General features: G+C 49.7%; 11 protein-coding genes and 1 tRNA gene. 11 read left to right on the forward strand and 1 reads right to left on the reverse strand.

What is annotated here, in order from left to right:
• The first annotated feature begins 4 nt into the window (after nucleotides 1-4).
• Complete coding sequence (locus tag QUE66_RS03805; protein WP_286224526.1) at nucleotides 5-1,165, forward strand: MFS transporter; 1,161 nt, start codon at nucleotides 5-7, stop codon at nucleotides 1,163-1,165.
• Here the strand turns inward: QUE66_RS03805 and QUE66_RS03810 are convergent.
• Nucleotides 1,154-2,824 carry an electron transfer flavoprotein-ubiquinone oxidoreductase gene (locus QUE66_RS03810; protein WP_286224527.1) on the reverse strand — a complete coding sequence of 557 codons (1,671 nt, stop codon included), beginning with the start codon at nucleotides 2,822-2,824 and terminating at the stop codon, nucleotides 1,154-1,156. The two genes, QUE66_RS03805 and QUE66_RS03810, sit on opposite strands and share 12 nt — an antisense overlap.
• A 103-nt stretch (nucleotides 2,825-2,927) precedes the next feature.
• On the opposite strand from QUE66_RS03810, the gene QUE66_RS03815 reads away from it, so the two are divergent.
• From QUE66_RS03815 to pheS, 10 genes are all read left to right on the forward strand, one after another.
• A complete protein-coding gene (locus QUE66_RS03815) occupies nucleotides 2,928-3,623 on the forward strand; it encodes a CoA transferase subunit A (RefSeq protein ID WP_286224528.1) in 696 nt (231 codons plus the stop codon).
• Between the two features lie 36 nt (nucleotides 3,624-3,659).
• Nucleotides 3,660-4,313, forward strand: a complete 654-nt coding sequence (locus QUE66_RS03820) for a CoA transferase subunit B (protein ID WP_108508268.1) — start codon at nucleotides 3,660-3,662, stop codon at nucleotides 4,311-4,313.
• The gene (locus tag QUE66_RS03825; RefSeq protein ID WP_286224529.1) at nucleotides 4,310-6,130 is read left to right on the forward strand and encodes an alpha/beta fold hydrolase; all 1,821 of its coding nucleotides are present in this window, start codon (nucleotides 4,310-4,312) and stop codon (nucleotides 6,128-6,130) included. The genes QUE66_RS03820 and QUE66_RS03825 overlap by 4 nt, the downstream gene beginning before the upstream one ends.
• Nucleotides 6,131-6,160: 30 nt before the next feature.
• Nucleotides 6,161-8,161 carry a RelA/SpoT family protein gene (locus QUE66_RS03830; RefSeq protein ID WP_286224530.1) on the forward strand — a complete coding sequence of 667 codons (2,001 nt, stop codon included), beginning with the start codon at nucleotides 6,161-6,163 and terminating at the stop codon, nucleotides 8,159-8,161.
• 18 nt (nucleotides 8,162-8,179) lie between these two features.
• Nucleotides 8,180-8,256, forward strand: a tRNA-Val gene (locus QUE66_RS03835).
• A gap of 76 nt (nucleotides 8,257-8,332) precedes the next feature.
• On the forward strand, nucleotides 8,333-10,255 hold the full coding sequence (gene thrS, locus QUE66_RS03840; RefSeq protein WP_286224531.1) for a threonine--tRNA ligase: 1,923 nt from the start codon (nucleotides 8,333-8,335) through the stop codon (nucleotides 10,253-10,255).
• 44 nt (nucleotides 10,256-10,299) lie between these two features.
• The gene (gene infC / locus QUE66_RS03845; protein ID WP_215372542.1) at nucleotides 10,300-10,821 is read left to right on the forward strand and encodes a translation initiation factor IF-3; all 522 of its coding nucleotides are present in this window, start codon (nucleotides 10,300-10,302) and stop codon (nucleotides 10,819-10,821) included.
• Between the two features lie 104 nt (nucleotides 10,822-10,925).
• Nucleotides 10,926-11,123: a 50S ribosomal protein L35 gene (gene rpmI / locus QUE66_RS03850; protein ID WP_108508271.1), complete on the forward strand. Its 198-nt coding sequence runs from the start codon at nucleotides 10,926-10,928 to the stop codon at nucleotides 11,121-11,123.
• A gap of 16 nt (nucleotides 11,124-11,139) precedes the next feature.
• Nucleotides 11,140-11,502 carry a 50S ribosomal protein L20 gene (gene rplT, locus QUE66_RS03855; RefSeq protein ID WP_108508272.1) on the forward strand — a complete coding sequence of 121 codons (363 nt, stop codon included), beginning with the start codon at nucleotides 11,140-11,142 and terminating at the stop codon, nucleotides 11,500-11,502.
• A gap of 12 nt (nucleotides 11,503-11,514) precedes the next feature.
• Nucleotides 11,515-12,558: a phenylalanine--tRNA ligase subunit alpha gene (pheS, locus tag QUE66_RS03860; RefSeq protein ID WP_286224532.1), complete on the forward strand. Its 1,044-nt coding sequence runs from the start codon at nucleotides 11,515-11,517 to the stop codon at nucleotides 12,556-12,558.

Consider the following 12,558-nt stretch of genomic DNA (forward strand, 5'->3'; position numbering starts at 1 on the left):
ATTCATGACAGCGTCTTCGCGTTGGGCCTTCGGGGCCTTTTTCTTTTTGTACTTCGCCTACATTGGCCTCATGTCGCCGTATGCAAGCTTGTACTTCTCAGAGTTGGGTTTTGGTGCTCTTGAGATCGCCGCGTTGATGTCGATGTTGCAGGTAACCCGCATCTTGGGGCCGTTCTCTTGGGGATGGCTCTCGGATTATTTATCCAACCGGGTGGGCATCATGCGCTTTTGCGGAGTCCTGGCGGTTCTGTGTTTCTTGGTCATTTTCTATTTGGAACAGTACATCCCATTTTTAATCTGGATGTTTATTCTGCACACTATTCTCAGTAGCATGGTGCCCTTAGGGGAGGCGGCGACTGTACACGCCTTATTTAAAGATAACTCGTTTGACCATCGCTATGGACGGCTGCGCCTATGGGGATCGATTGGCTTTATTGCCATGGTCTTACTCGCTGGTGAAGTATTTCAATGGTGGGGTATCGAAGTCTTCCCTTGGTTAGGCTTAGGTGTATTAATTGCACTGGCGATCGACACCTTTTTAATTCGAGAGCCTAAGATTGAGCGTCAACCCTTGGTGCGCGGGGAGCTCCGTACGGTATTGCGGCGCGTAGAGGTGCGCTGGTTTTTAGTCTCCGCATTTGCCATGATCTTTGGCCATGCTGCACTCTATGTGTTTTATTCCCTTTACCTTGCAGATCTAGGTTACAGCAAATCCGAGATCGGGTTTTTCTGGACATTGGGTGTGACCGCGGAAGTCATCTTCTTCTATTTTCAGAGCAAGGTCATGTCGCGATACTCACCAACGAGTGTGTTGCAAGCAACATTCATGATTGCAGTGATCCGCTTTGTATTAATCGGCTACTTTGCAAGTACCAGTCTCTTGATCCTAGCGCAGCTAATGCACGCTGCGACCTTTGCAGCACACCATAGTGCGAGTACCAAATTAATTCAGGGTTGGTTCAGCGGTCCCTTGCAAGCGCGTGGTCAGGCACTCTTTACGACGGTTGCTTATGGTTTTGGTGGAACCTTGGGTGGCTTATGCGCAGGCTGGATTTGGGATCATTGGGGCCCCAATCAAGTGTTTGGTATGGCAGCGGTGGCGTGCGCCTTGGCCGGTGTTGCGATTGCGCAGGTTAAAACCAAACAAACTGCTTTACATTCCTGAGTAATTCGGACCACCGCCTCCTTCAGGGGTGACCCATACAATATTCTGGGTAGGATCTTTGATGTCACAGGTTTTGCAATGCACGCAGTTTTGGGCATTGATTTGGAGCTTGGGCTTACCTTCCACCTCGATGTATTCGTAAACACCGGCTGGGCAGTAGCGTTGCTCAGGGCCCGCATAGATATCTAAGTTAATGGCCACCGGCACACTTTCATCCTTGAGGGTTAAGTGAGCTGGTTGATTCTCCTCATGATTGGTATTGGAGATAAATACCGAGGAGAGTCGATCAAAAGTAATTTTGCCATCGGGTTTTGGATATTCAATCACCTGATGTAAGCGCGCCGGTTCAAGATATTCGTAGTCGGCTTTTTTCTGATGAATAGTCCATGGCACATTTCCACCAAACACTTTTTGTTCAATACCAACCATGAGGGTGCCGAGATATAAACCTTTAGACATCCATGCTTTAAAGTTACGCGCCTGCTTGAGTTCGGTATACAGCCAACTATTTTTAAAGGCACTGGGGTAAGCGCTCAAAATATCATTGGCCCGATTTTCAGAGAGCGCAGACATGGCTGCCTGGGCCGCTAACATGCCGGATTTAATCGCTGCATGACTGCCTTTAATGCGGGATGCGTTGAGGTAGCCCGCATCGCAGCCAATCAGGGCGCCGCCAGGGAACACCGTTTGCGGCAAACTATTTAAGCCGCCAGCGGTAATGGCACGTGCACCATAGGCCAAGCGCTTACCACCCTCGAACGTCGGACGAATCGCAGGATGCAATTTATAGCGTTGGAACTCATCAAAGGGACTGAGATAAGGGTTGCGGTAGGAGAGGCCAACCACCATGCCGACGGCCACCTTGTTTTCACCAAAGTGATACAAAAAAGATCCGCCATAGGTCTGACGATCTAAGGGCCATCCTGCCGTATGAATCACTAAACCCGGGCGATGGTTCTGGGGCGTTACTTCCCAGAGTTCTTTAATGCCAATACCGTAACTCTGTGGATCGGATTGGCGATCGAGTTGGTATTTAGTGATCAGTTGTCTGCCGAGATGACCGCGTGAGCCTTCAGCAAATAAGGTGTACTTGGCTCGCAATTCCATGCCAAGCTGAAACTGTTCTGAGATCTGCCCATCTTTATGAATTCCTAAATTACCGGTAGCGACTCCGCAAACCGCACCCTGGGAATTAAACAAAATTTCTGCCGCAGCAAACCCTGGAAAAATATCAACGCCCAGTTGCTCCGCTTGGCCACCGAGCCAGCGCGTGAAATTACTTAAACTCAAAATGTAATTACCGTGGTTGTTAAAGCACTCTGGTAGCAAAAGATGGGGTACTGTGAACGAGCTCGATTCGGTCAAAAAGATGAATTCATCTTTACTAACTGGTGTCTCGAGCGGAGCCCCCAGTGCTTGCCAATCAGGAAATAATTCTGTGAGGGCGCGTGGATCCATGATGGCGCCCGACAAAATATGAGCGCCGACCTCAGAACCCTTTTCTAATACGCAAACGGAGATCTCACGACCCTCGCGCTGGGCAATTTGTTTGGCGTGGATTGCTGCCGATAGCCCAGCGGGGCCACCCCCGACGATCACGAGGTCATAGTCCATGGCCTCGCGCGGGCCGTATTGAGCAAGTAATTCCTCGGTATTCATCACTCTAGTTTAGTGCTTTTAAGCCATGAATCGGTCATGCAGAGCGGTTATCATTTAGGTGATATCCGGTATTGATTAAAGAACGTGAAAGAAAGTTAGGCGAATGAACAAGATATTTCCCAATGCCCGCGCTGCTCTTGAGGACATTATGAAAGATGGGCAAACCATCGCGGTTGGTGGTTTTGGTTTGTGCGGCATTCCAGAGGCACTGATTGCTGCAGTTAAAGACTTGGGTACCAAAAATCTCACAGCAATATCTAATAATGCTGGAGTAGATGATTTTGGCTTGGGGATTTTGCTGGCGACTCGGCAGATCAAAAAAATGATTGCCTCTTATGTTGGAGAAAACAAAGAGTTTGAGCGTCAATATTTAGCTGGTGAACTCGAATTGGAATTTACCCCTCAAGGTACGTTAGCAGAGAAGTTGCGTGCAGGCGGCTGCGGTATCCCAGCGTTTTATACCAAGACCGGCGTTGGAACGATTGTGGCTGAAGGTAAGGATGAGCGTGAATTTGATGGAGAAAAGTACATCCTAGAGCGCTCATTGGTTGCCGATGTCTCGCTCGTTAAAGCATGGAAAGCGGATAAAGCAGGTAACTTGCTTTATCGCTTAACAGCACGCAACTTTAATCCAGTTGTCGCGATGGCAGGAAAGATCACTGTGGTGGAAGTCGAAGAGATCGTGGAAAACGGAGATCTCATTCCAGATCAAATTCATACCCCTGGTATTTATGCCCATCGGATTGTGCTCAACCCTCAACCAGAAAAACGGATTGAGCAACGCACGCTATCTAAATAAGCATTTATTTGAAAAGATTACACAGAGGAAATTGCAATGCCTTGGAATCGTGATGAAATGGCAGCCCGTGCTGCAAAAGAGTTAAAAGATGGTTACTACGTCAATTTAGGTATTGGCATGCCCACCTTGGTGGCAAACCATGTTCCCGCTGGGATGGAGGTTTGGTTGCAGTCTGAGAATGGCTTGTTGGGGATTGGACCATTTCCCACCGAAGCACAAGTGGATGCCGATATGATTAATGCCGGCAAGCAAACCGTGACCACTTTGCCAGGGTCCGCTATTTTTTCATCGGCGGACTCCTTTGGAATGATTCGGGGTGGCAAGATCAATATTGCGATCTTGGGCGCAATGCAGGTCAGCGAGCATGGCGATTTAGCCAACTGGATGATCCCTGGAAAAATGGTGAAGGGCATGGGTGGTGCCATGGACTTGGTTGCCGGCGTGAAACATGTCGTGGTGCTGATGGAGCACGTGGCCAAGAAAAAAGACGGTACCGAAGAAATCAAAATTCTGCCCAAGTGCACCTTGCCATTAACCGGATTAGGTGTGATTGATCGCATCATCACCGATTTGGGTGTACTCGACATCACACCCAAAGGATTGAAGTTGGTGGAATTAGCGCCTGGTGTAACCAAAGAAGAGATTCAGGCGAAGACCGGCGCCCCTATTGATACTAGTGCGGTTCATTGAATAGCGCCCCATTACATGCTCATAAACGTGGGGATGCAAGCCATACCCACGCGGTAGCTGATCGAAAGCAATCCTTTTTGTGGATTGCTATGCTTTTTACACTTGGATTTGCATGCGTTGAGTTCTTTGCTGGTCTAATTTCAGGTTCCTTAGCACTGATGTCCGATGCCGGACATATGGTGACTGACTCTGCCGCGCTGGGTCTTGCCATTCTGGCGCAATACATTGCCAGACGTCCGCCATCTGCCAAGCATTCCTTTGGATTTGGTCGTGCCGAAGCACTTGCAGCTTTTGTGAACAGCTTGGTGATGGTTGGTCTAGTCATATGGATTGTGATTGAGGCCGTGAGTCGCATTCAGGATCCGCACCCAGTGGCTGGGATGACCGTGACGATTGTGGCTGCTCTGGGTCTTGCTGTAAATCTGATCGTTGCTTGGGTGCTGTCACGCGATCAAAAGAGCGTGAATACCCGCGCCGCACTGGTGCATGTGATGGGCGATCTTCTGGGATCGATTGCTGCCTTGGTAGCGGGAGTGGTGATTCAGCTCACAGGGTGGATGCCGATTGACCCTATCTTATCGATCTTTGTGGCGCTCTTAATCCTTAAATCCACTACAGCTATTCTTAAAGAGTCGTATCACTTTTTGATGGAGGGTGTGCCGCTTCATATTGACTACGTGAAGGTCGGTGAAGACTTGTCCCGTATTGAGGGAGTGATGGCGATTCACGATCTGCATGTTTGGGAAATGAGCCCTGGTCACCCTGCATTAATCGCCCATGTGGAGATCAAACAATTTAAGCAGTGGCCGCGGATTCTTGCAAACTTGACCACCATGCTGCGGGAGTCTTACGGCATTGACCACATTACGCTACAACCCGAAGAGGCTGGCAAACAAGAGCTTGAATCACCTCCAGTTAGCGTTGAGCAGGCGCGTCATACCGCTTTACTCAATCGTGACCATCATGGCCACACGGATTATGTGCAATGCACCAGTCCAGCTGGATCGCACCGTATGGCGTTTCATACCTGGGGCGATCCACAGAATCCGAGCGTGCTGTATTGCGTGCATGGTCTATCGCGCCGGGGTAGTGATTTTCGGGCAATGGCTGAGGCCTTGTGCGATCGCCATTTTGTGGTTTGCCCAGACATCGTTGGGCGAGGAGATTCTGACTACTTAAGTAATCCGATGTTCTACACAGTCCCTCAATATGTGACTGATATGACCGCCCTAAGCGCCAAATTGAAAGTTCAAACGGCCAATTGGTTTGGAACCTCGATGGGCGGCTTAATTGGCATGGTGTATGCAGCTATTCCGGGTAATGGCGTTAAGCGACTATTACTCAATGATGTCGGACCACGAATCGAGCCGGCCGCATTGATTCGGTTGGCGAGTTATGTTGGTAAACCGTTTTCTTATGTCAATCGTGATGTAGCGATGGATAAACTCAAATCGATTTGCGCTCCCTTCGGAAAACACACAGATGCCGAATGGGAGCTTCTCAATGGACCGATGCTGATTCAGAAAGATCAGCAGTGGGTCTTGCACTATGACCCAGCCATCTCGGTGCCATTTGCCTCAGTGACGCCGGCCCTAGCTCAAGCTGGTGAGCTAGCGATGTGGCAAAGTTTTCAGCAAATCGAATGCCCCATTTTGATTGTGCGGGGTGCGGATTCGGATTTACTTTCTCCGCAAACGGTCGATGAGATGTGCCAATTAAATCCGCATGCAAAGAGTATTGAGATCCCGAATACCGGACATGCCCCGGCCTTTATCAAAAAAGAGCAAATTGACATTGCGCGCCAATTCTTTCTATAGTGGCTTATCCGCTAATCAGGATTGATTGCTGTGAGTCCAAACGAGTCAGTATTGCCGCTGTCGACAAATCCCATTCAAGCGCTGGAGGGCGATGCTTGGTTTGGCGAGCCTGAGGAAGCTCACTCTCAAGCTGTCGCGGAGATTTTGCAAACGCTACGTCTGGATGAGGCAAGTATTGTTGCTGCTCGTCATTTACACAGCACTTTAGGTAAAGAAGCTTTAGTCAAGCAACTCGGACAAGATGCCGCCACCTTATTGATTGGTTACCGCGGTCTGCGTCAGGCTCAAGCAAAGCTCACTAAGCACGACGGAAAGTTGCGGGTAGCAGGCCAAGAAGAGATCTTGCGCAAAATGCTGTTGGCATTCGGTAACGATCTACGCGTGGTACTCATTTATCTAGCATCGCGCTTACAGACCTTACGCTGGATTGGAAAGAATCGCGTCAAAGTAAACCCGTCTTGGGCTCAAGAGATTTTAGATATCGATGCAAGCTTAGCTAATCGCCTGGGTATCTGGCAAATGAAGTGGGAGATGGAGGATCTGGCGTTTCGGGTTGTTGCGTCTGATACCTATAAAGAAATTGCGGGCCTATTGGATGCCAAACGCGTAGAGCGTGAGCAATTCATTGCCGATGTTATCAAGCGCCTCAATCACGAGCTATCGCTTGCCCAGATTACAGCTGATGTCCAAGGAAGACCCAAGCACATCTACAGCATTTGGAAAAAAATGCAGGGCAAATCATTGGAGTTTGCCAATCTCTATGATGTGCGGGCATTTCGGGTGTTGGTTAATGATGTCAAGGCCTGTTATGCGACTCTGGGCTTAGTGCACAACATTTGGCAACCGGTGCCAAAAGAGTTTGATGACTATATTGCTAGGCCCAAACCAAACGGTTATCAATCCCTGCATACTGTTGTGATTGATGAGAATGGGATTGCATTTGAAATTCAGATTCGCACGCAAGAAATGCATCGTCAGGCGGAGTATGGCTTAGCAGCACATTGGCGCTATAAAGAGGGCGCGTATGCCGCGCAAGCAAAAGATCTCGGAACCCATAGTGCCGCAGTAGCTTATGAGCGCCAAATTGCCTGGGCGCGGCAATTAATCTCATGGAAAGAGGATGCCTGGGAACAGCTCAAGCATCATGAGATTGATGATCATATTTATGTGCTCACTCCATTAGGAAAAGTGATCGCTTTGGAGAAGGGTTCATCACCGATCGACTTTGCCTATGCAGTGCATACCGATCTTGGCCATCGCTGTCGTGGTGCTCGGATTGATGGAGCTATGGTGCCGCTCGATACCCCCTTACTCAATGGCCAGACCGTAGAAATCATTTCGGTGAAGCAAGGTGGGCCCTCACGAGATTGGCTCAACCCCGAGCGTGGCTATTTGCGTTCGCAGCGTGCGCGGGCGCGGGTGCGTGCGTGGTTCAATGCACTTGATGATGAAGCGAGTCAAGCTCCGAGTAAGGTAATTGATAGCAAGCTCGATAAGAGTGCTGATAAGTCACTTGATAAGAAGGAAGAGATTCAGATTCGCACGCGCGCGAGTGCAGCCAATCAGCGCGGAGATGTATTGGTCGTGGGAGTGGATTCTTTACTGACGCAATTGGCCAAATGTTGTCGACCGGTTCCCCCCGATCCAATCGCTGGATTTGTGACCCAAGGCCGTGGGGTATCGATTCATCGACGCAGTTGCAGAACTTTTCGAGGGCTCCTAGAGCGCGCACCAGAGCGTGTGATCCAAACGGCGTGGAGTGCCAAGTTAGATCCAGAGCAGGGCAGTAATAAAGAACGAGTTTTCCCTGCCGATTTATCCATCATTGCCCTTGATCGACCTGAGCTGATGCGGGAACTCTTTGAGATTACTTCCAAGATTGGCGTCCATGTAATTGATCTCAAAAAATCGGTTCGCAAAGGCGTGGCGCATATTCAATTAACCGTTGAAATCTCGAATGCGGAGGCACTCCGTTTAGTACAAACGGGGCTTGAGGGATTGCGCGGCGTTACCGAAGTACGCCGGCGGTGATAAACTCTTGATAAATATAGGCTCGTAGCTCAGCTGGTTAGAGCACCACCTTGACATGGTGGGGGTCGTTGGTTCGAGTCCAATCGAGCCTACCAACGAAACAGATCGGATGCGCGTTGTGTTCATAGTGTTTGGGACGAACGCGCATTCTCTTTTATGCATGGAGTGTGTATGGTTGCGGTTACTCTTCCTGATGGTTCGAAGCGCGAGTTTGCTGCGCCGGTGACCATTGCTGAAGTTGCGCAATCGATTGGGAGCGGTTTAGCCAAAGCTGCGCTCGCCGGCTCTGTGGATGGCCGTCTAGTGGACCTGAGTCACACGATCGACCATGATGTGCACTTGGCCATCATTACCGATAAAAACCCCGAAGGCCTTGACATCATTCGTCATTCCACTGCCCATCTACTTGCATATGCTGTTAAAGAATTGTTCCCCGATGCGCAGGTCACGATTGGCCCAGTCATTGAGAACGGCTTCTATTACGACTTTTCGTATCACCGACCTTTCACTCCAGATGATCTCGCTGCGCTTGAGAAAAAAATGCTGGAGTTAGCCAAGAAGGATGAGCCAGTCGTTCGTCAAGTGATGCCCCGAGATCAAGCGGTTGAGTTCTTCAAAAAGCAAGGCGAAATTTATAAAGCCGAGATCATTGCGAGCATTCCGCAAAATGAAGAGGTCTCGCTTTACACCGAGGGTAAATTTACCGACCTCTGCCGTGGTCCTCACGTGCCCTCGACTGGAAAACTCAAGGTATTCAAACTCATGAAGCTCGCCGGTGCGTATTGGCGCGGTGATAGCAAGAATGAGATGTTGCAACGGATTTATGGTACCGCTTGGACCAAGAAGGAAGATCAAGACGCCTACTTACACATGTTGGAAGAGGCTGAGAAGCGCGATCATCGCCGCCTAGGCAAACAGCTTGATTTATTTCATTTTCAAGATGAGGCGCCAGGCCTCGTGTTCTGGCACCCCAAAGGTTGGGCCATTTGGCAAGAGGTGGAGCAGTACATGCGCCGCGTTTATCAGCAAGAGGGTTATCAAGAGGTCAAGGCTCCACAAATTCTGGATCGCGGTCTTTGGGAAAAATCCGGCCACTGGGATAACTACAAAGAGAACATGTTCACGACCGAGTCGGAAAACCGGGCCTATGCATTAAAGCCCATGAACTGCCCAGGCCATGTGCAAATCTTTAATTCAGGCTTGCATAGTTATCGTGAGTTACCGCTGCGCTTTGGTGAGTTTGGACAATGCCATCGCAATGAACCCTCAGGCGCACTTCACGGATTGATGCGGGTACGCGGATTTACCCAAGACGATGGTCACATTTTTTGTACCGAAGATCAGATTCAGGCAGAAGTTGCCGCATTTGACCAAGCAGTTCGAGCGGTCTATCGTGATTTTGGCTTTACAGAAGTGGCTGTGAAATTAGCCCTGCGTCCTGCTAAGCGGGTGGGGGATGATGCCATTTGGGATAAGGCCGAAGCTGCGCTAAGAGGGGCTCTCAAAGCCTCCGGTCAAACCTGGGAAGAGCTGCCTGGTGAGGGTGCTTTCTACGGGCCCAAGATTGAGTACCACCTCAAGGATTCGATTGGGCGTTCTTGGCAGTGCGGCACCATGCAGGTCGACTTTTCTATGCCAGCCCGCCTAGGGGCTGAGTACGTAGCCGAAGATAACAGCCGTAAGGTCCCAGTCATGCTGCACCGTGCGATAGTGGGCTCCTTGGAGCGTTTTATCGGGATTTTGATAGAAAATCATGCCGGCGCCATGCCTGTTTGGCTCGCTCCAACCCAGGCAATTGTGTTGAATATTTCTGAAAATTCCGCCGAATATGCCCAAAAAATCCAGCAAATGCTGAAAAAACAAGGGTTTAGGGTGGAATCTGATTTGCGAAACGAGAAAATTACGTATAAAATACGTGAACACGCATTACAAAAACTGCCTTATTTGCTTGTTGTTGGCGATAAAGAGCGTGAAAGTAATACGGTGGCCGTTCGTGCCCGTGGCGGAATTGATTTAGGGGTTATGCCCGTAGATGCCTTCGTCACCCGACTCCAGCAGGATATTGCCCAGAAAGTCGGACCCGAGCCTAGCTAGGGGGTGTGATGGCTTTTGATTGTTTTTGAGAGAGGAATTAGAAGATCGCTACTGAAAAATTGCAACGCATCAATCAGGAAATTACTGCCCCTGTAGTGCGTTTGATCGGATCCGACGGCAATGTGGTCGGTGTAGTTAAGTTGAACGAAGCCTTGCGGTTGGCTGAGGAAGAAGATACCGACTTAGTCGAGATTGCTCCGAATGCTGATCCACCTGTAGTCCGAGTGATGGACTTTGGTAAGTTCAAATACCAAGAAGCCAAGCGTCAGCACGAAGCTAAGCTGAAGCAAAAGGTGATTCAGGTAAAGGAAGTGAAATTCCGGCCTGGTACCGATGACGGTGATTATGGTGTGAAGCTACGGAATCTGATTCGCTTTTTAGAAGACGGCGATAAAACAAAAATTACGCTTCGGTTTCGGGGTCGCGAAATGGCCCATCAAGAAATCGGTGCAAAGATGTTGGATCGACTGAAGGTGGATTTAGAGCCTTATGGTCAAGTCGAGCAGTTTCCCAAGATGGAAGGCCGACAAATGGTGATGGTCTTAGCGCCCGCCAAGAAGAAGTAAGAGTTTGTAGTTGCAGTAGGTAGCACTAAGTAGCGAATCATCGGTACAGGAAGAGCAGCCGTCGGTTGCCACCGTAATCGCACAGAGAAGAAAAGGGAGCAGTCATGCCCAAAATGAAGACCAAAAGTGGCGCAGCCAAGCGCTTCAAGGTCCGCGCGAGCGGATCGATCAAGCGAGGACAGGCGTTTAAGCGTCACATCCTCACCAAGAAAACCACCAAGAACAAGCGTCAGTTGCGGGGTTCCGCTCCGGTCGCGAAATCGGATGTTAAGTCGATTCGCGCCATGATGCCTTACGCATAAATCTTAGGAGAGCACAATGCCAAGAGTAAAACGTGGGGTTACAGCGAGAGCCCGTCATAAGAAAGTCACCGATGCCGCAACCGGCTATCGTGGACGTCGTAAAAACGTATTCCGAATCGCTAAAGAAGCGGTTATGCGCGCTGGGCAATACGCCTATCGCGATCGTCGTAACAAGAAGCGCGTATTCCGTGCTTTATGGATTGCCAGGATCAACGCTGCTGTGCGTGAACACGATATGACCTATAGCGTATTCATGAATGGCATGAAGAAAGCGTCGATCGAACTCGATCGTAAAGTTCTATCGGATATGGCTGTGTTTGACAAGGACGCGTTTGCTGCCTTGGTCACACGTGTCAAATCAGCCGTAGCACACGCTTAAGTTCCTGCAGCCATGGTTTCTCTCGACCAACTTGTCGAGGATGCCAAACGCGATTTCTCCAAAGCCAGCGACTCTGCTGCTTTGGAGGATGCAAAAGCTCGGTATCTCGGTAAATCAGGACTTTTAACTGAGCGCTTAAAGGCGCTCGGTGGAATGTCGCCTGAAGAGCGCAAAAGTACAGGCGCGGAGATTAACCGAGCCAAAACAGCCGTTGAGGACGCCTTAAACGCCCGTCGTCAAGCCTTAGCTGATCAAGTATTACAAGCCCGACTTGCCGCCGAAGCAATTGATGTCTCATTGCCAGGTCGTGGGCAGACGTTCGGTAGTTTGCATCCTGTGATGCGAACCTGGGAGCGGGTTGAAACCATCTTTCATTCGATTGGTTTTGATGTCGCCGATGGCCCAGAGATTGAAACTGATTGGTTTAATTTCACGGCCCTCAATAGCCCTGAGAATCACCCTGCACGTTCCATGCAAGACACCTTTTATGTTGACGGCAAGGATGCGCAAGGCAAACCGCTTTTGCTCAGAACGCATACCAGTCCGATTCAAGTGCGTTATGCAAGTGAGCACGTAAAGCGTTATGGTCAAGACAATATGCCGCCAATCAAAGTGATTGCGCCGGGCCGGACCTACCGCGTCGATAGTGACGCAACGCATTCACCCATGTTCCATCAGGTGGAGGGTTTATGGATTGCGAAGGATGTTTCCTTTGCTGATCTCAAAGGCGTTTACACCGATTTCTTGCGAACCTTTTTTGAGACCGACGCCTTACAAGTGCGCTTTCGGCCATCGTATTTTCCATTTACTGAGCCCTCGGCCGAAATTGATATGGCTTTTGCGAGCGGTAAATTAGCAGGTCGATGGTTGGAGATCTCGGGAGCAGGCCAAGTTCATCCCAATGTATTGCGTAATATGGGCATCGATCCTGAGCGGTATATGGGCTTTGCCTTTGGATCGGGGCTCGAGCGTCTAACCATGTTACGTTATGGTATCGACGATCTGCGTCTTTTCTTTGATAACGATCTGCGCTTTCTTGCGCAATTTCCGGCCTAG

Origin of the sequence: Polynucleobacter sp. HIN6 (assembly GCF_030297575.1) — a bacterium.
Taxonomy (GTDB): Bacteria; Pseudomonadota; Gammaproteobacteria; order Burkholderiales; family Burkholderiaceae; genus Polynucleobacter.